General features: G+C 52.1%; 17 protein-coding genes and 1 tRNA gene. 8 read left to right on the forward strand and 10 right to left on the reverse strand.

What is annotated here, in order from left to right:
• The first annotated feature begins 391 nt into the window (after positions 1 to 391).
• A complete protein-coding gene (locus tag J2D73_RS12230; protein WP_207881827.1) occupies positions 392 to 1,483 on the forward strand; it encodes an acyltransferase family protein in 1,092 nt (363 codons plus the stop codon).
• Between the two features lie 215 nt (positions 1,484 to 1,698).
• Here the strand turns inward: J2D73_RS12230 and J2D73_RS12235 are convergent, their stop codons facing one another.
• The 3 genes from J2D73_RS12235 to J2D73_RS12245 form a co-directional block, all read right to left on the reverse strand.
• On the reverse strand, positions 1,699 to 2,208 hold the full coding sequence (locus tag J2D73_RS12235) for a GNAT family N-acetyltransferase (RefSeq protein ID WP_207881828.1): 510 nt from the start codon (positions 2,206 to 2,208) through the stop codon (positions 1,699 to 1,701).
• Between the two features lie 106 nt (positions 2,209 to 2,314).
• Complete coding sequence (gene ettA, locus J2D73_RS12240; protein WP_207881829.1) at positions 2,315 to 3,994, reverse strand: energy-dependent translational throttle protein EttA; 1,680 nt, start codon at positions 3,992 to 3,994, stop codon at positions 2,315 to 2,317.
• A gap of 77 nt (positions 3,995 to 4,071) precedes the next feature.
• A tRNA-Ile gene (locus J2D73_RS12245) sits at positions 4,072 to 4,145 on the reverse strand.
• A gap of 141 nt (positions 4,146 to 4,286) precedes the next feature.
• Here J2D73_RS12245 and ppa point away from each other — a divergent pair.
• The 3 genes from ppa (at position 4,287) to J2D73_RS12260 (ending at position 6,224) form a co-directional block, all read left to right on the forward strand.
• A complete protein-coding gene (gene ppa / locus J2D73_RS12250; RefSeq protein ID WP_207881830.1) occupies positions 4,287 to 4,811 on the forward strand; it encodes an inorganic diphosphatase in 525 nt (174 codons plus the stop codon).
• 143 nt (positions 4,812 to 4,954) lie between these two features.
• Positions 4,955 to 5,365 (forward strand): DUF3224 domain-containing protein, encoded by a 411-nt coding sequence (locus tag J2D73_RS12255; protein ID WP_198945842.1) that lies wholly within the window; start codon positions 4,955 to 4,957, stop codon positions 5,363 to 5,365.
• A gap of 1 nt (position 5,366) precedes the next feature.
• A complete protein-coding gene (locus J2D73_RS12260) occupies positions 5,367 to 6,224 on the forward strand; it encodes an NAD-dependent protein deacetylase (RefSeq protein ID WP_341535084.1) in 858 nt (285 codons plus the stop codon).
• 59 nt (positions 6,225 to 6,283) lie between these two features.
• On the opposite strand, the gene J2D73_RS12265 is transcribed toward J2D73_RS12260, so the two are convergent.
• The gene (locus J2D73_RS12265; RefSeq protein WP_207881832.1) at positions 6,284 to 6,532 is read right to left on the reverse strand and encodes a transposase; all 249 of its coding nucleotides are present in this window, start codon (positions 6,530 to 6,532) and stop codon (positions 6,284 to 6,286) included.
• 30 nt (positions 6,533 to 6,562) lie between these two features.
• On the reverse strand, positions 6,563 to 6,745 hold the full coding sequence (locus J2D73_RS12270) for a hypothetical protein (protein WP_207881833.1): 183 nt from the start codon (positions 6,743 to 6,745) through the stop codon (positions 6,563 to 6,565).
• A 277-nt stretch (positions 6,746 to 7,022) separates the two neighbouring features.
• Between J2D73_RS12270 and J2D73_RS12275 the strand changes: the two genes are divergently transcribed.
• Together J2D73_RS12275 and J2D73_RS12280 are read left to right on the forward strand one after the other, a co-directional pair.
• On the forward strand, positions 7,023 to 8,582 hold the full coding sequence (locus tag J2D73_RS12275; RefSeq protein WP_207881834.1) for an O-linked N-acetylglucosamine transferase family protein: 1,560 nt from the start codon (positions 7,023 to 7,025) through the stop codon (positions 8,580 to 8,582).
• Positions 8,583 to 9,003: 421 nt separating this feature from the next.
• Positions 9,004 to 9,276, forward strand: coding sequence for a Fic family protein (locus J2D73_RS12280; protein WP_341535085.1), 273 nt, complete (start codon positions 9,004 to 9,006; stop codon positions 9,274 to 9,276).
• Positions 9,277 to 9,936: 660 nt separating this feature from the next.
• Here the strand turns inward: J2D73_RS12280 and J2D73_RS12285 are convergent.
• From J2D73_RS12285 to J2D73_RS12305, 5 genes are all read right to left on the reverse strand, one after another.
• Entirely contained in the window at positions 9,937 to 10,098 is a 162-nt protein-coding gene (locus tag J2D73_RS12285; protein ID WP_207881835.1) for a transposase, read from the reverse strand.
• A gap of 379 nt (positions 10,099 to 10,477) precedes the next feature.
• Entirely contained in the window at positions 10,478 to 12,376 is a 1,899-nt protein-coding gene (locus J2D73_RS12290) for a S9 family peptidase (RefSeq protein ID WP_207881836.1), read from the reverse strand.
• Entirely contained in the window at positions 12,369 to 13,568 is a 1,200-nt protein-coding gene (locus J2D73_RS12295; RefSeq protein WP_207881837.1) for a thioredoxin family protein, read from the reverse strand. Before J2D73_RS12295 ends, J2D73_RS12290 begins: the two co-directional genes overlap by 8 nt.
• Complete coding sequence (locus tag J2D73_RS12300; protein ID WP_207881838.1) at positions 13,565 to 15,304, reverse strand: ABC transporter ATP-binding protein/permease; 1,740 nt, start codon at positions 15,302 to 15,304, stop codon at positions 13,565 to 13,567. The genes J2D73_RS12295 and J2D73_RS12300 overlap by 4 nt, the downstream gene beginning before the upstream one ends.
• A gap of 102 nt (positions 15,305 to 15,406) precedes the next feature.
• Positions 15,407 to 17,818, reverse strand: a complete 2,412-nt coding sequence (locus J2D73_RS12305; RefSeq protein ID WP_207881839.1) for a TonB-dependent siderophore receptor — start codon at positions 17,816 to 17,818, stop codon at positions 15,407 to 15,409.
• A 242-nt stretch (positions 17,819 to 18,060) separates the two neighbouring features.
• On the opposite strand from J2D73_RS12305, the gene J2D73_RS21270 reads away from it, so the two are divergent.
• Entirely contained in the window at positions 18,061 to 18,609 is a 549-nt protein-coding gene (locus J2D73_RS21270) for a sigma-70 family RNA polymerase sigma factor (RefSeq protein WP_207881840.1), read from the forward strand.
• Positions 18,602 to 19,402 (forward strand): FecR family protein, encoded by an 801-nt coding sequence (locus J2D73_RS12315; RefSeq protein ID WP_207881841.1) that lies wholly within the window; start codon positions 18,602 to 18,604, stop codon positions 19,400 to 19,402. The genes J2D73_RS21270 and J2D73_RS12315 overlap by 8 nt, the downstream gene beginning before the upstream one ends.
• Positions 19,403 to 19,501 lie beyond the last annotated feature (99 nt).

The following is a 19,501-nucleotide window of genomic DNA, read 5'->3' on the forward strand; positions in this document are numbered from 1 at the left end:
GTTTGCGTTGTGTAGTATTTCTTCTTCTTCGAAATAATATCCATCGACATTACGACATCTCCATACCACAACGGAAACGCAGTGAACTTGTCAGCTTTCATATGCGTGGCAAACGCGCATGAATCAGTTATTTTATGGATCTTACGATTAACCCGACACTGCGGCGATCCAAAACAAGCACGAAAAATCTACACCAAGCAAGTGATCCATAAAAATATATTATACAAATATTTTTGTAATAATATGAATTTTTATCAAATATATCCTGAAATATGCTCCCAATTGGCCGATTTTATTATAACCGGGTTGACTTGGGAGCGCTTCATATCCTCCACTTTGTTTCATTGCGGCACGCGAGCAGCTTTTCGTTACGAAATGACGCCTGATACCGATGATTTATCAGCAAGGGCAGAACATGACGGGCAACGCACGCTTCAATGGTCTCGACTGGTTACGCGGCGTCGCTGCCATCGCAGTTATGATATTTCATTATCAGATTGCAGACAGTTCGCACTGGGCGCCGCGCGGGTATCTCGCAGTGGACTTTTTCTTCGCCCTTTCCGGTATGGTGATGGGTGCTGCATATGAAAAACGTCTGAGCGCAGGGTTACGCCTGCCCGACTTCATGCTGAAGGTGCGTCTCCCACGTCTATACCCCCTGCTTCTGCTCTCGACATGTGCCGGTTGCGCCGCAGCATATCTCGCACATCAGCTCCCCGCCTCACCAGACTTATCGTTTCTGTCCCAAATTCTTCTCATCCCGGCCGTGTCCGGGGGGCGCACATTATACCCCTATGACATCGCTACCTGGTCGATTTTGTTCGAGTTGTTCGCTAATGCGTGTCACGTATTGTTCTTGAGACGCATGGGAACTGCCGGCCTGACAGGCGTCATGGCCGCATCCGCTGTAATGCTGGTCTTATGCGGCCATCATTTCGGAACGCTCGATCTCGGCGCCCGGACAACGACGGCCGTCGGCGCAGTCGCCCGAGTAGGCTATTCCTACACGGCAGGCGTGTTGATATGGCGTTTTCATAAGGAGCATCGCCTTCCACGCATCCCGGGGGGGCTTGCCATTGCAACCGCTGGATTGATCGCATGCCTGACATGCCCCTTGACGCATCGGAGCGCAATCGACCTGGCCATGGACATGGGGGCGGTCATATTTGGCTTTCCTGCACTCATCATTGCAGGCTTGAAATCAGTCGACTCACTCAGAGCAAACTCGATTTTTTCCTGGATGGGCGAAATATCTTATCCGCTTTATCTGCTGCACGATCCGGTTCACGTCTGGCTTTCCAAGCAACTCGGCGCCACGCCTTCTGCCCAAATTGCCTTGGCGAGCGCCATTACCGCTATATGTCTCTCGTGGGTTTCACTCGTATTTTACGACATTCCAATTCGCACCGCTCTTCAGGCGAGTATCCGGCGACGTCAGAATCTGCACAGGGAAAAACCGTCGCCAAGTACGATAAAGCTTTAAAAAATGATCCCACTCTCAAAGCAAGGAGTGTTTTGTGGCTTTCTCGTTGTTTTCGAATGCGCCGCCATTGTTCGAAACATGCGCAAGAAATCCGACCAGAGAATCCAATTCCGAGAAATCCTTTATTCAGAAAAGAATATCCGCATACTAGGCACCCAGACATCACCAATCAAACAAACCCAGACTAAGTATATCGCCCGGTTAAACCATGGGGTTTAAATGTCCGCCAAGGAGGACACACTCTCGAACACCAGCATCTCGTGCCCGTCACGATCGAACTGATCGACAACATGCATACCGATGCCACCAAGCACTTTACGCGACGCAATGTTGGTCTCACGCGCAATGGCTATTACGCGCCGCAGTCCGGAGGCGTGCGCTTGCCGCAACGCCGCTGCCGCCGCCTCCCGCGCCAGTCCACGCCCGCCGGCCCATGGATAGATCGAAAACCGCAGCGCCATGCCCCGGCCATCCGGTCGTTCGTGAACGCCAGTGATTCCGACAAGCTTTCCGTTTTCACGGATTGCGAACATGCCAGCGCCATGCTTGGCCCAACAAGCCACGTCAGAAGCCATTTCGGCTTCCGCCTGCTGCCTGTTGCGCACGCCGCCAAGCATCATGGCGAACGCGCCGCCATCCGCCTTCAGATGCGCGATATCATCCATGTCGCGCCACGATACCGGATCAAGCGTCAGCCTCGCCGTCCGTAACGAACGTCCGGTCACGCCCAACCTCCCCGTACGCCAAAAGTATCCCGCGTCCGCAATAAACGAAACGCCGGAGAGGCGCAGGGCATGAAGCTGTCCCTCCGCCCCTCAGGCGGCGCGGGTCTCAGCGCGCCAGCGGGCGATACTTGATGCGGCTGGGTTCGGTCGCGTCGGCGCCGAGGCGACGTCGCTTGTCCTCTTCGTAAGCCTGAAAATTTCCTTCGAACCATTCGACATGGCTGTCGCCTTCGAAGGCCAGGATGTGCGTCGCCAGACGGTCGAGGAACCAGCGATCATGGGTGATGATCACGGCGCAACCGGGGAATTCCGCCAACGCGTCTTCCAGCGCGCGCAGCGTATCGACGTCGAGATCGTTGGTCGGTTCGTCGAGCAGAATGACGTTGCTTTCCTTGCGCAACATCTTCGCCAGATGAACGCGGTTACGCTCACCGCCCGAGAGAACGCCGACCTTCTTCTGCTGATCCGCGCCCTTGAAGTTGAACGCGCCGGCATAGGCGCGCGACGCAACGGCCCGCTTGCCCAGATAGATCACGTCGGTGCCGCCGGAGATTTCCTCCCAGACAGTCTTGTCATCGTCGAGGCTGTCACGCGATTGGTCGACGTAACCAAGCTTCACTGTGTCGCCGACCGTGAGCGAACCGCTATCCGGCTTGTCGTCGCCGGTGATCATCTTGAAGAGCGTGGACTTACCCGCGCCGTTCGGGCCGATCACGCCGACGATGCCGCCCGGCGGCAGCTTGAAGCTCAAATCGTCGATCAGCAGACGGTTGCCAAAGCCCTTGCGCAGGTCCTCGGCCTCGATCACTACACCGCCAAGACGCGGACCGGGCGTGATGACGATATCGGCGACGCCGTTGGCCTTCTCGTTGCTCTGCGCCAGCAGTTCTTCGTATTTCGTGATACGCGCCTTGCTCTTCGCCTGACGGGCCTTCGGGCTGGAGGAAATCCACTCCTGCTCCGCTGCGAGAGCGCGCTGGCGGGAGCTCTCTTCCTTCTCTTCCTGCGCCAGACGCTTGCGCTTCTGGGTCAGCCACGAAGAATAATTGCCTTCGAACGGATAGCCGCGACCGCGCTCGATTTCGAGAATCCAGTTGGTCACGTTGTCCAGGAAGTAACGGTCATGGGTGATGACCATGACGGTGCCCGTATACTCGCGCAGCGTCTTTTCCAGCCACGCGACGCTTTCGGCGTCCAGATGGTTGGTCGGTTCGTCGAGCAGCAGGATGTCGGGCTTTTCCAGCAGCAGGCGGCACAGGGCCACACGACGACGCTCGCCGCCTGAAAGCTTGTCGACCGGGCTGTCGGCTGGCGGGCAACGCAGCGCGTCGAGCGCGATGTCGAGCCTGCGGTCCAGTTCCCAGCCGTCTTCGGCGTCGATCTTTTCCTGAAGCTCGGCCTGCTCGGCGAGGAGAGTGTTCATCTCCTCGTCTTCCATCGGCTCGGCGAACTTCATCGAAATCTCGTTGAAACGGTCGACGGCCTTCTTCAGATCACCGAAACCCTGCGCCGCATTCTCGCCGACCGTAAGGTTCGGATCGAGCTTCGGCTCCTGCTCCAGATAGCCGACCTTCACGCCCTCGGCCGCCCAGGCCTCGCCGCCGTATTCCTTGTCGATGCCCGCCATGATCTTCAGCAGGGTCGACTTACCGGCACCGTTCACGCCCAGCACGCCGATCTTCACGCCCGGGAGGAACGACAGGGTGATGCCCTTGAAGACCTCGCGCCCGCCCGGATAGGACTTCGTCAGGTCCTTCATCACATAGACATATTGATAAGCCGCCATGGGACGAACTCCTGAGAAGGGGACCAGAGGGACCGCGCCTTAACGTAAAGTATAATACGGCAGGTCGGACATGCGCCTGCGCCCGGCAGGACTTGAACCCGCAACCAAGCCGTTATGAGCGGCCCGCTCTAACCAATTGAGCTACGGGCGCGCAGGCGGCCCCTGATTCGCTCAACCCGAAGCATTTTGCAAGACGCAACCCGCACATGGCACCCGCTTGGCAACAAGAAACAGCGCGGATAGGGTCTGCGAGCCGATTTTCGGGCCACAAATTCTTCTGACGGAGCGACCCATGGACGTCTCGAAACTCTCCCCCGGCAAGGACGTGCCGAACGACATCAACGTCGTGATCGAGATCCCACAGGGTTCGTCGGTCAAATACGAGATCGACAAGGAGAGCGGCGCCCTGTTCGTCGACCGCTTCCTGTTCACGCCGATGGCCTACCCTGCAGCCTACGGATTCATCCCCGGCACGCTGGCCGCCGACGGCGATCCGGCCGACGCGATGGTGCTGACGCCGCAGGCCGTCGTGCCGGGCAGCGTGATCCGCGCACGTCCGATCGGCGTGCTGCTGATGGAGGACGAGGCCGGACAGGACGAGAAGATCCTGTGCGTGCCGCACGACAAGATCCATCCGCAGTTCTCGAAGGTCGAGAAGATCGAGGATCTGCCCGAAATCACCGTGAGGGCCATCGAGCACTTCTTCACGCGTTACAAGGATCTGGAAAAGGGCAAGTGGGTGAAAGTCACCGGCTGGGGCGACAAGGAGCGCGCCGGGGAACTGATCAAGGCCGCACTCGAAGCCGCAAAAAAATAATTCCCGGAAAACTGATGTTCGGCGCCGACCTGGCGCCGACACGCTCTCCTTAGCCGCTGGCGCCCCCGCTTCGTTCGGCCCTATGGTGGATCGCGTTTCCGTTACGGAAGCCTGCCCTGAACCAGCAAGGAGAGCGGCTCCCCATGACTCCGCCGAACATGACGGCTCACGCCGTTGGCACATTCACCGTCGATCTCCGTCCTGAAGCCGAGTTCGACCGGTTATTCAGCCGCCTATCCTTCACCAAACGCTTTCAAGGCGATCTCGAAGGCGCGTCGTCCGGCGGGATGTTCGGCGCCCGTACGGACACGCCGGGTTCCGCCGGCTACGTCGCGATGGAGCGAATCTCGGGGCGCCTGAATGGACGGGATGGCACGTTCGCGCTGCAGCATTCTGGAACGCTGACCCGCGGACGGGCCGAGAGCAGCGTCACCGTCGTGCCCGACTCCGGGACCGGTGATCTGACAGGCCTCTACGGTTCGATGACGATCGACCAGTCCGATGGCTCGCATCGCTACAGCTTCGACTACGGCTTCAAGCCCGAGACGGAGTGACGTGGCGACGCCCGTCTCCGATGCCGCCACAGAGGCCCAGCCCGTCTCCGCCAATAACGGTGGCCTGCGCGCCTTCATTGACAATCACCAGCGAATCTTCGTGCTGACCGGCGCCGGATGCAGCACCGAATCGGGCATCGCCGATTACCGTGACGAGAGCGGCGAATGGAAACGCCCCCAACCGGTCACCTTTCAAGCGTTCATGAAAGACGAGGCCGTGCGCCGCCGATACTGGGCGCGTAGCCTGATCGGCTGGCGACAGCTCAGCGTCGCGCGCCCCAACGCCGCACACTGCGCATTGGCCGCACTGGAAGCGCGTGGTCAGTGCGAAACGCTTCTGACACAGAACGTGGACGGACTGCACCAAGCCGCCGGAAGCCGTAACGTGATCGACCTGCATGGACGTATCGACGCAGTCCGCTGCATGAGTTGCGAGCAAACCAGCCGCCGCCGTGACCTCCAGCCGCTGCTGTTCGACCTTAACCCCGACTGGGCGTCGCTCGACGCGACCAATGCGCCGGACGGAGACGCCGATCTCGACGGACTAGATTTCTCGACGTTTCGCATTCCTTCGTGTCCACAGTGCGGCGGCGTCCTGAAGCCTGACGTTGTGTTCTTCGGTGAAAACGTGCCGTCCGAAAGACGAGACGCAGCGTTGGCGCATCTGGCGCACGCGCACGCCGTGCTCGTCGTTGGCTCTTCACTGATGGTCCAGTCCGGTTATCGCTTCGTCGCCAGGGCAGCCGCCGCCGGGCTTCCGATCGCATCCGTAACGACCGGACGCACGCGGGCCGACGCGTTGCTGACGCTCAAGGTTTCGGAGCCTTGCGGTGCGGCGCTTTCATTTCTGTTGCCCTGAGCGTCAGGGGAATCCGTATGAGACGATCTGCGGCGCTTCTTCCTCGCCAGGCTCAGGGCTCATTCTTTAAGATAGAGGATGAAGCTTGCTACGATATGGATTGCGGCCATGAATGTGTGAACGCAGCGGTCGTATCGTGTTGCGACACGTCTCCTGTCCTTGAGTTTTGCGAACATATTTTCGATCAGGTGGCGCTTTTTGTAGAGATGCCGGTCGTAAGAAGGCTTTGATTTCCGGTTCTTCTTCGGCGGGATATCAGGCGGTGATATTGCTTTCCGCGAGAGACTGTCTGATCCGGTTGCTGTCATAGCCCCGGCCTCCGATGACTCAATTCTGTCTCATCCGGCGAATCTGTCAGCCGAACGCCTGCCCGTTTTGACGGAGGGAGCGGATGTCCGGTGTGCTTTCAGATGTGTCGCATCGATCATCAGGCGCCCGGAACGGCCAGCCTGCTCCATCAGGGCGACAAAGATCCGGCCAAAGACGCCCAGACGGCTCCATCGGGTAGGCCTGTGAATCACAACAGCCAGCTCAGTTCGATGAATTAACAGGCCCTGAGCCTAAGTAGAGCGAGCAATGGCGTTGTTCCATTGGGCGAAAGCCCGGGCACGATGGATACGACAGGAAAGAGCGTTGCCGACCTGATGCCACGTCCATGGCGTGGCGAATCTGGCCAATATCTTCTCCCTGCATGTAGCGACGTGGATCAAGAGGCAAGGGCGCACGCTGTAGAGTTTCTTCCCATGTCAACGGAATATAGGTAGCTTTGAAAAATTATCGTTTACGTGGAGAAAGTAAGTGATCTCAAATAAATTAAAAAAAGCTGACGCACTGCAAACATCAGGAAAATATGGATCAGCCATTAAAGCTTATAAAATTATTCTGAAAGATTATCCAGATAATTTTGACGTATTGAATGGCCTTGGATATGCTTTATATTCACTTGAGTATTTTTCGGAGGCTGTTATTGCTTTTCGCAAGGCATTAAAAATTCGATCTAACACTCATTCTTCTCGCCTTAACCTTGCTAGATCGCTCTATCTTTTGGGTCACGTGCGCGAGGCTTCCGCTGAATACGAGTATCTAATAAGTTTTGGGGATGAAGACAATAAATTGAAGGCCCTCAACAACCTGGCCGTTATAGCCCCAGGTAACATAGGTTATGATAACGAACGAGTTCTCGAAATTCGACGCCGTTGGGCTGAGAGCCAAGCCCCACAAATCATCCCACGACGCGTCTTTAATAATTCGAATGAACGTCTCCGGTTAGCCTATTATGGATCGTATTTCTCTAATAAGAACTGGATGAAAATGTATATGGGGGTGATTAACGCTCATAATCGTTCCCGTTTTGACGTGAATATTATAGCCGATGGGCCACCTCCTGACTTTCAGAATGGATATGTTGATCACGAGAACGATCGGATATGGGGAGTAGAATCCCTGTCAAATGCTGAATTATCAAACCTTATTTTTGAAGAAAAAATCGATATTCTTGTGGATTTGAATGGCTATAGTCACCAACGCAGGTTGCCCCTTTTAAACTACAGATCTGCACCAGTCCAATTGGTATGGAATGGAATGTATGCGACCACTGGCTTTCCTAATGTCGACGGAATTATTGGCGACAATCAAGCCATCCGCTCTAATGAGCAGGAGTTCTACACCGAAAAATTTATTCGATTAGACGGTACTTACCTTCCATTCGATTTCTTTTATGATACCACTCCCGTAACAAATTCTCCATGCTTAGGCAATGGCTATATAACATTTGGCAGCTTAAACTCAAGCTACAAGATAACGGAAGAAACCATAGAGTTCTGGGCGTCCATTATGATGTCTGTAACTGGATCACGTATGGTTGTGAGGACAAAAACCTTGGATAAAGAATGCAATAGAAAGGAAATTATCCATCGTTTTACGAAACATGGTATCGATCAAAATAGAATTTCTCTTTTTGGATCAGGTTCTCACGAATCGTACCTTAAAACTTATGAACAGATAGATATTGCATTGGATACTTTACCTTACAGTGGCGGCACGACCACAGTAGAAGCCCTATGGCAAGGTGTCCCTGTATTAACTGTGCCGGGCGATAGGTGGGCAAGCAGAACATCAGCGTCCATCTTAAGTGCGGCGGGTTTTGTGGATTTCATAGCTACAAATCAAGAGGACGCGATACTTCGCGTACGCTCCGCAGCGTCTGACTATACGGAATTAAATAACGCCAGAATAAATCGGCGCATAAAACTAAAAAATAGTAACGCCTGTGCGACTCAAAAAATATGCAACGAACTTGAACATATTTATGCGGATAAATTTGCAGCTCTTCGCCTAGATTCCGAGTCATTTTTATGAAACACCGGTCTCTGTACACAACAAAACCCCTATACTTAAAAATTCTGCCAATGTCATCCTTTGGGTTAGATCATGCAGCACCTTGATATTTTTTGATAAATCATGATTTGTCATGATAGCGCGGCGGCCCACCCAGGAGAGATGCCATGGCCGCCCCTCAGGTCGATCCGCAGGCCGGTGCGCGCTCCGGTCCGCAGTGAGGGACGCCAGCTCCAGACGCTAATCGATGAGGCTCTGGCCGGTCAGAACGAAAAGCGGAAATAGTTACGCCCGCGCGCGTCCGTCATGGCGACCTATCAAGCCAGTCGCGAGATCTTCACGCCGCGCTACCGGATACTGGCGGAGTGACGGAGTGTCTGATGCTGACTGAAGTGCCGGCTATTCATGTGGGTCAGACTCCCGCTACGGCGGTTTGAACAGAGTGTGCGATCTATGGCTGCTGGACGCAGCGCTGTTTCGATTGCAGACCGGGTCTTATGCGGAACTGGTCGAAGAAGAGGCGGCAGCCCTTTGGGAAAGCCTGCCGCAGAATCACTCGTTCATCGACGGCAATAAACGCGCTACTTTTACCGTGATCTGGATCGTTCTGGTGATTAACGGGACCCGGTGGACCGCCAACGCTCAAGGCACGGAAGATTTCCCGCTAGGTCTCTATGTTACTGGCACATTCAGGCTGGGGATTCTGCCGCCCTGAGTGTTAGGGCAATCCGCATGAGACGATCTGCGGCGCTTCTTCATCGCCAGGCTCAGGACTCATTTTTCAAGATAGAAGATGAAGCTTGCTGCGATGTGGATTGCGGACATGAATTTGTAGCGCAGCGGTCGTATCGTGTTGCGACACGTCACCAACCTTTAGGCTTTGCGACATATTTTCGATTAGATAGCGCTTTTTTAGAGATGCCAGTCGTAAGAAGGCTTGGATCTCCGGTTCTTCTTCGGCAGGATATCAGGCGGTGATATTGCGTTCCGCGAGAGACTGTCTGATCCGGTTGCCGTCATAGCCCCGGCCTCCGATGACTTCGTTCTGTCTCATCCGGCAAATCTGTCAGCCGAACGCCTGCCCTTTTGAAGTCACTGACCTGGTTCGCTGTCAGATGTAGCCGAACCAGGCGGCCCTGAACGTCGCATACGGCATGGAGATTTGAGTTCAGGCCGCCTTTTGCCCGTCCGAGATGGCGGGGAAAAGCCTTTTTTGAAGGAGTAAGGCGGATGTCCGACGTGCTTTCAGATGTGCCGCATCGATCATCAGGCGCCTGGAACGGCCAGCCTGCTCCATCAGGACGACAAAGATCCGGTCAAAGGCACCCAGACGGTCCCATCGGGTAAAACGGTCGTATAAGATCCTTTACGGATCTTAGGTTTTCGGAATATATTTCCATTGAAGACCGTTGCGGATCACATAAAGAATCCCACTCAGAACCCGCCTGTCGTCCACACGCGGCACGCCATGCGCCAAAGGAAAATACGGCCTGATCCGTTCCATCTGGCGTTCAGAAAGTAAAAATATCTCACTCACAACCTCACCTCCCTCGGGTAAGCCTGTGAATCACAACAGCCAACTCAGTTCGTCGAATTAACGAATCCTGAGCCTAAGTCCCGATACAAAAAACGCAGGTTGTCGGTTTGCGCCGACGTAATCGAAAACTGGGAGAAGGGGAAAACCCCCTGTTTTCGCTACGACACGACACGCAAAACCAAGGGACACAAGTAGCGCATGCCGCCCGAGATAGGCAGAAATACCGCTAAGTTGCATTCGCAACGCCCCGCCACTGGCGGCGGTGGCGCGTGTAATCCACCGCAGGCGCACTCACGTCCCCACATCGCCACGCTTGCTTTAGCATCGCGGTTACGCACAACTCATGCTGTCGCACACCGTAAATGCAAAGAACGAAGATCTAAAGTAATTGTGCGGTAGTTCCCTCCTCTTCTGTAGCGGAAGGAGGCTCGCAACGCCCGCCCAACCACTGCGTCAGAAATTCTTCCGCAATTCTGTAAAATGAGAGTCGATTGGGATCCCTTTGAAAACCATGTCCCTCATCGGGATACAGGACGTAGGTTACGGGAACATCACTCTCACGCATCGCCTGCACCATCAGACGGGACTCACTTTCGGGCACGCGAGGGTCATTTGCGCCCTGCCCAATGAGCAGGGGCCGCCGGATATCTTTCGCACGATAGATGGGGGAGCGATCCCTCAGAAGTTTGGCTCCCTCGGCAGTTCTGGGATCGCCAAGAGCGCTGTACAGCATCGCCCTTTGGGATTCCCAATAGGCGGGGATAGCCTCGAGCAGCGATTCCAGATTGCTCGGCCCAACAATATCAATCCCACATGCGTAACGCTCAGGGTGGCGGGTCAAAGCAGACAGGACCGCGTAGCCGCCATAACTTGCGCCCATAATGCCAAGCCTGAGCGGATCGGCGTAACCTTTTTCAATCGCCCATTGGACGGCGTCTTCAAGGTCATCATCCATCGACGCCCCCCACTGAAGATTTCCGGCCTCGATAAAAGCCTTGCCGAAACCTGTGGAAGATCGGAAATTTACAGAGAGTGCAGCGTAACCGCGATTGGCGAGCCACTGATGCACGGGCTCAAACGTCAAATTATCTCTAACCCATGGCCCTCCGTGTACAACCAGCACAAGAGGAGGTGGCTCAGCAGGTGTCGTGCCTTTCGGCAGCGACAGATAGGAAACCAGCGACAAGCCGTCGCGTGATTGCAACACATGCGGCGTCATCTCTACGAGAGGCGCTTCATTCAGTTCCGGCCTCACGTCGTACAGAAGGCGAACAGATTTGTTATGCCTGTCGTAAAGATACACAGAGCCAGGACGGGTGTCCGCCCGCAAGCCGACGGTCCACCATTGATCGTCGACGCTCCGGCTCAGCACACTCCAGCCTCGGCCGACGCTGTTATCTAAAATTTCGAAATCGCGGAGAAGCGTGGAATTGAGCGGTACAATCTCTCTTTCGGTATAATTAACAAAATAGGCGAGTGGTTCGTAAGTAACCGGATCGCCTATGTAACCGTTGATATCCGCACGGCTATCCGATGCAAGAACTGACTCCTCTCCCGTGGATAAGCTGACCGCAAGAAGCGCCGCCGTGTCTCGACCCTGGCTATCAACCAGGTAGACAGTATCGGCATTTTTGTTCAGGCCCACCACCTGCGAGACACGCGCATCATCAAGGGCGAAGCGTCTCCAGAGTGTCCACTCCTCCGTAATGGATTTTCGCATAAGCGAAATAGAGCCATCCTTATCAGTCACCGCCCCCAGTATAATATTGAAAAAATCATCGAATAAAAACCAGTCAATGGACGAATTTTGAAAAACAAGCTCTTTCGATCCTGTTTTTAAATTGACAATGTAAACATCGGAATACTGACTTTTTACGTTCGCCTGGTAGATTAAAATTTCATCTGGTCGAAATCGACTGGTCGCAGCAACACTCGCTCGTATATTTTCACCGGGTGTCAGATCGCGAACAACTGGCCCGGCCGCACCCTCCATGTGGTTAACGGCAAAAATGCGCCAATTCTCGTCCCCATCGGTATCCGCCCCATATAAGAGGTGTTCATTGTCATGACACCAGGAAAACGAAAAAATCCCACGGACCCTATCATTTGTAATGCATCTTGCTTTCGTCAAATCCGACCGGGGCGCGACCCAAATATTGGAAACGGAATCGATCGGGCTTGTCCACGCGAGAAAATTTCCATTTGGAGAAAGAATGCAGGGCGAATTTTCTGGGTTACCGAACAGAAAAGCACGAGGGATAAGTGAAATTTCAGTCATTTTTTTCTTCGATACTCTTGAAGTAATCAATCGAATTCAGAACAGAATAGGGGAGCTGAACACTTATGGCGTTGCTCGCCGAACGACCGCGCTGCATGACGCTGTTATATTCCGTCCATACGCGAGGATGCGTCTTTTTCAACCGATCATGACCATTCGCAATAATCAAATGAGCCTTTTCATGGTGACGCTCCTTTTCTTCCGGATCAGCGGGACAACTGCCAAGGGTTGCAAATTCCTCCCTTGTTTTCGCAAACATTTCTTCCATCTCCTTCTTTTTGTGAATTTTTTCATAACGAAATGAATGATCAAATTCAGATATTGTTTCTACGTATTTTCTAATATTATAAATATCCGGATTAAGAAGCGCCGTTGACGTGTCCAGGACCAAAAAACGGGCGGAATTATAATCACCCGAAATCTTATTTTTCACGTCCGAGACAATTTCTTCAATTTTTTCGCTGAAATCATCAACTTCGCCGTAATAAATTTCTTCCATAAGGGTCAAAAAATCACAAAACCATGACCCGTCAGAAAAAATCCCGTTGGTCAAAAATTTCAAATAATCTATGCAATCATTAAAGCTCATTATCAGAAAACGGAGGTAAAACGCCCTCAAATCCAGCTTTGCAGGCATCACCAAGACTATATGCTCATAGTGGTTGCGCAAAACGTCTATCGGACTTTTGACGAAAATTTCGTGGATTAGGTCTTTTACATCGTTGTCAGATATCGCCAAAGAAAGGACGTCAGACAATTCTTTGTTTATTTCATCAATATTTTTACAAGCACTCGATACACGGGAATTCAATTCGTCACTGTTATCGCCGTTCCAAATAATTATTTTTGATTCTTTTTCACCGTGATGTCCCTTCTGTGCAGCGTCAATAGCTGATTGTATGGACTCAGGCGACAACCCCGAAGTGCGAAACACCTCACGCCCACGATCGAACACAATGAGAGCAGGTATAGACCTAATATTTAGTACAGATGAACCATAATTATTTTCATCAGTATTTACTTTAACAAATAAAATTTTATCTGAATATTTTTCGGCGGCTTTTTTTAGTCGCGGCAAGCCCGCCACGCACGGCGCGCACCAAGGCGCCCAGAAATCCACGATTACCGGCCCGACTTGATGTTCCAGTTCGTTCAAAAAGAACGCGTTATCAACTTCTCTTATTTCCATCATACGTTTCCATACGTCAAGGTTTTTTCAGTTACGGTTCGATCGCTGAGTTCCAGAATATGATCGTAGAATTGCGTGGGTTCAACACGATGTGAAATGCTGATTATGCCAGAATTTGACAATCTTTCGCGAAAAATATGATAAATTTTCGCTTCGTTTTCCATGTCAAGCGCGCTTGTCGCTTCGTCCAGGAAAACAAAATCAGGTTTTTTCAGTAAAATCCTTATGAGTGCAATTCTCTGTCGCTGTCCGGGAGAAAGAACGTCCTGCCATTTTTCTGTTTCGTGCAGCCTGAAAGAGAGCTCCCACAAATCGAACAACGCGAGCGCTTCCTCGCAATCCTGATCAGATACAGTTTCCTGATCGTCGGGATAGACGAGCGCCGCTTTCAGAGTCCCGCGCGGCATGTATGATTCCTGCGGCAGCATTGCGATTGCGCTGCCTTCCGGAGCGTTGATCTCACCGTCGCTATACGGCCAGATGCCTGCGAGCGCACGGAATAAAGTGCTTTTACCCGCACCAGAGGCGCCTTTCACCCATATCCTGTCCCCCCTTCTGACGGAGAACGTGGCGTCGTTTATGAGAGTATCTCCGTTGGGAAGATTGACCGACACTCCCTCAACGATCAAATCAGAAATCGACCGAGTTCCGCGCACAGTCGTCACGACAGCATCTGCAGCTTTGATGGCCGCATTCATCTCAGACACACGGGTAACCACCGCCCTATAATTCTGAATTCCGGAAAAGTTGTTGGCGATCCACATCATGGAATGCGAAATCATCGTAACGCTTCCCGACACCCGCATCATATCGCTGAAAGTGATACCGCCCGAGAAATAGCGCGGCATCAGAAATACATCGATAACGATCCCGGTCAGCCATGATATGATCCCAGTAACAGGAGTGAATTTTAGGTGGAATAAATACATTTTTAAATTTGACAAAAATGCGTCGTCAAAATCTTTATCCAACCTCGCAATTTCAGCCGTATTTCCCCGAATAAGGGCGATTTGCTCCGAGTATTTTCGAACCATTGCTGTAGAGAATCGAAAACTCGCCTCCCTGTGCTGCAAATTTATTGTATAATTGAGAAGATTTTTTCCAAAAGCGACGGTGACAATGGTCGCCAACATTGACCATAAAAATGACAACATAAATGTTCCGCCCGGGACGCGATAATCGTGGCCGTGATACCACAAATCCAGGGGACCTCCTTTTGTAATAGCGATGTAGGAAAAGGTTACGAGACTGGAAAGCGTGCCAACCAAACCGAAACTAAGGTCGATTGTCTTGGAGGTGAACTGATTACAGTCCTCCGCAATGCGTTGATCAGGATTATCAAGATTTTCAAATCGTTCTATTTTATAGAATGAGTTTTTTTCGATCCATTTTTTTATCATATCCTTGGTGAACCAACTTCTCCAGAGCAACGAGAGCAACGCCGTCACAAACGTAACAACTGCACCAAAAGTCACCACGAAGCTTTCAACGAAAAAATTTCTCAACATTGCGGAAACCCAGTGCGCGCCGTCGCGATTCTGGATTACTTCAGCATAATTACTCATGGCCGCATTAGACAACGTATAGCAGTACGTCTGAAAAAAAGTTAACCCTATAAGGAGGGCGGCCAGACCATAACGAACGAATATGCGTTCCCTGGAACCCCAATAGCCGATGCTGATTCCCCATATATTTCCCATCAGGCTGTTCCTCCTGAATGGTATTTTTCCTTTTAACATACTACATCCTTTTTGAATTAAATCTTAATTGTTTTTATTTGGAAAGTATCGGTGTGCAGTATCATGTCGGGTACGCGTATCGACAGAAATTTTCTTCATCAGTCAATAATCGTTGTAAGTCATTGTTAACATGATCGTCCGACCGAGAAGCATCTGCACGGCGTTGCTGTAAGCATAGTCCCCATACAACTTGGAATTGAGTAAGTTTTTAAAGCCAAGGTTCATAGAAATATTTTTCTTCTTGTAGAAAACACTTAAATCGACACTCTGTTGCGACGGCATCCGGTATGCCTTTGCGCCACTTACCTCACCGGACGCCCCTCCGAGATAACCTGACCTCCCGGTAACGCCGACGCCTATGCCAAAACCAGGAAGCGCCCTAAAGCCAATGTCGTACGTCGCCCAGACGCTGTAGGTTTCTTTCGGAACTTTTCCAAGAAATTGAGACATTTGATTAGAAACGTTTTTCTTTACATTTGTGTAACTGAAATTCGCAATCACACTCAATCCAGTGAACAACTTGCCAGTCACGTTGAAATCGACACCTCGCGTTGTTTGTCCAGATGGCGATATGATGTAATATAAGCTAGGAAAATTTGAATAAGGCGTATTATTTGCACTCGCCTTATAAATATCAGACGATACTTGGAGACGTCTCGAAAACCATTCAGTTTTCACGCCCGCCTCAATCGTTTTGCCCCGACTTGGCGCGGCGACGCTGTTCGCACTGGTGCGATACGAGCTTTGATCGTTAAAGCTACGCATATAATTCGCGTATAAATTTATATTTTTTGTTAAATTTATAACTCCGCCTATGTTTGGTAGCCATTGTGTGCGTGCGTGCGGCGTGCTTGGCTCGCCGTAACCAAACGATATAACGTTCCTTATATGGGCCCTCGTGATACTGGCTAATATATGGAATCTAGAAAACATTGTTATCTGATCTTGCAATGAAATTTGATTCTGCCTTGTATACTGAGGACTCCCCGCCCAGTTCGGTATTCCTCTCACCTTGGGCAAATATACTTCGGTCAACGGAGCCGCCTCTGTGTAAGCAGATCCAAATGCGCCCGCAAATATATTTGTCGAATTTTGGTAAGAAAAATTCGCAACTACATTCTGACTCACCGGTCCTGTTATGATTTTCTTTTTTAACGTGACAGATCCGCTATACGCGATGGTTTTACTGCGTTGCCCTTGAGCCACATACGCTCCAGTTCCATCAACGTTATAAAGAATATAACTCCATATTTTTGCAATCTGATCTGTACGCTGATACTGACCCTTAACTTCCAACTGAATGCCTAGCGGTAAATTCTGAGTAAAATCAAAATATGGTGTTTGATTGTTTGAGTAATTGCTTTCACTGCGATTTCCCAATGGACGGCCTATTCGCACAGGTCCGGCTAAACCTAAATACGTCGTTACTGCCGGAGGATTTCTCTGCGAATTAACCTCATACCCGATCGTCACATCTGTTGCGTCGAATTTCCATCGCAGCGACGGCGCCACATAGCCTATTTTCTTGCCTTCGTATCCAAGATACGACGTTGCCGCCCGATTACCTGAAATCAGAAAACGTCCCATGAAATGTTTATCCGTCGTGAATGCGCCGCCGTAATCGGCGGAAATCAGCCCATCTCCAAACGTTGCAATTTGCGCATTTACCTGCAGCGTTTTTTCCTCTTCCGGTCGCTTGCGCACTACGTTCACCACCCCGCCGGGCTGGGAATTTCCTGCCAGGATAGAATCTGCTCCTTTAAGAACGTCAATTCTTGCAATGCCAATTGCAGGCATCGTAATGCCCGAGGAAGACGAAGTTGAGTCCGCCTGATTCAATCCGTCCGTAGTGACTGCAGCAGTAAATCCGCGCGCGACGATCGTATCCACACCGGCTGTTCCCGTTGCCGCCCCTATCGTAATGCCGCTCACCCGCCGCAAGGTGTCTTCCACGGTAATGGCTTGCGTGCTTGTAATAACGTCCCGCGTAATGACGGACACTGACTGCGGCGTATCCATCAGCGACGTATCGGTGCGCGTCGCTGATCCGCTGTTTGTTGCTACAAAACTTTTTACGACGCCGCGCACTTCCAGATATTCAGCCGGACTTAACGCAGTCACAGAGTCCGGAGTCCTCCTGGTTTCTTGCGACGTATCCAGAGGATGCGCGAGGATATTGATCGGCTGAACGGTCAATCCGCCTGCGGAAGTCCGAAATAATTGCAGCCCAGTTCCCTGCAGGGCGCGATTGATCGCCCCATACGTGCTGAGACGCCCAACAACGGCCGCCGCCTTCTTGCCCGCGACAAGTTCCGGGCGGTAGGCGAGCGCAGTTCCGGTCTGCTCGGATATCGCGATGAGAGTGTCGTCCAGCGCGCCTGCGGGTATATTAAAATCCTTCAGAACAATACCGACGGAATCTGTTTGCGCGCAGGCAGGCTGCAAACACGTTCCCATACAAGACAGCAATATTATGGCTAGCGTCAGTCGCGGGCGCAGAAGACGTAAGGTCATGTTGAGGTCGCTGCCTATGGTGAAAACGAATTTGCACCTGACTTGATGAACGACCCGACGAAAGTGACATGCCGAAATGAAAATAATGTTCTCCAATCGAATTAAATATTTTAATCGTTGACTTTAAAAAAATTTTATGTGACGCAAGTTTTTTGCTTCATATGGTGGCAAAGAAATGGGCGCTATCATGATGCTATTTACCCGGACCCCATCGGTCCACGCTTCGCCTCCGAGAGCTGGAAATGGATGATTACGGAGTAAATATTGATTCTGTGTCGCTGGAGGCTATCTTCCGTCGGCATCACTCTTGGCTGGTGCAAAGGCTCACGAGAAAAGCGGGTAGCAGAGATCGCGCTGAGGAACTCGCAAGCGAGGTGTTCGCCCGCGCCGCCGCAAGCGGCAGCCAGATAAACGAACCCCGTGCATTTCTCACAATTGTCTCACGCCGTCTTATGGAGGAGTTCCGCAGGAGAACCTTGCTTGAGGCGAGCTATACCCGCGCTTTACAGTCATTGCCGGAGACAGTTCGCCCTTCACAGGAAGAGCAACTTGAACATGCGCAGACTCTGGCTCTGGTTGAGTCTGCGCTCGCCGGACTGTCAGCGAAAGCGCGCGCCGCATTCATTTTCGCAAGAATCGAAGGGGTTCCGCATAGTCAAATTGCGTATAAGCTTGGGGTCTCCGTAAGCTCCGTAAGAAAATATATCGATCGCGGGGATCAGTTGTGTCGCGAATCCTTAAGGGCGCGCGCAGACGGACACACGACAATATCGGGGCTCCCGCGTGAGTGATTCGGACGACCACGAATTCCAAACACGGCTGGCTGGTTTAGGCGCCAGCCTGAACGGGCGGTCAATAGGGGACGAGTATCTCAAACTGCACCGCAGGCGCAGCTTTCTAAAACGCGGCGCACTAATAGCAGGAGTGGGATTGTCGTCTACGCTGGGGGTTGAAATGATTCAACCGGCCCACGCTGATGTGATGACGGCTGCGGGTGAAACCAGAACTGTTTCTTTTGCACAAACAGAATTACTTGTTGGACCGCTTACTGCGCTCAATCTGCGAGACGACGCTTCACAGCCGTCAATCGAATTACTCTCAGGCAGAGTGTTGGGCTCCTGCCCGCCGGACGCATCGCCCCCGCTACTGCGCATTACTGGACGATTTGGAGCCGTTCTTTCCGCTCGGCAGAGTTTCTGTCTTCACCTGAGTCGCAAGGAATTCACCGCCGCGTCGCCAGACAATGCCTGTTTCACCGCCCGGTCCGGACGGACTTACGTACTTGCTGCGGGAACAGAGCTCCAGATGACTGGTGAGAAAATTGTTATGGCGCCGAAAAGCTGGGGAGCGTCGTCGGCCTGGAAGAACGGCTTTCTGGTTTGTCAGGATGCGCCTTTGGGTAGATTGCTCGACAATCTGTCTGCGTATTGGAGTGGATACATTTATGCCTCCAACGAGATTCGCGCGCGACGCGTGTCGGGCTCGTTTTCGGTTTCGAATCCCATGCAGACCCTTTTGGAGATAGGCTCGATTTACAATGTCGTTGTCAGACAATATCCTTTTGGAGTCGTCTACTTGAGCTAACCCTCAGCATATTTTCGTATTGCTCATAGACGTTGCACTTTGACGACAAAAAATGGGCGCGGCCCATGCTGCCGCGTCGTTAGTTAGCCACTCACTCAC

The organism is Acetobacter sacchari (assembly GCF_017377715.1).
GTDB lineage: Bacteria > Pseudomonadota > Alphaproteobacteria > Acetobacterales > Acetobacteraceae > Acetobacter > Acetobacter sacchari.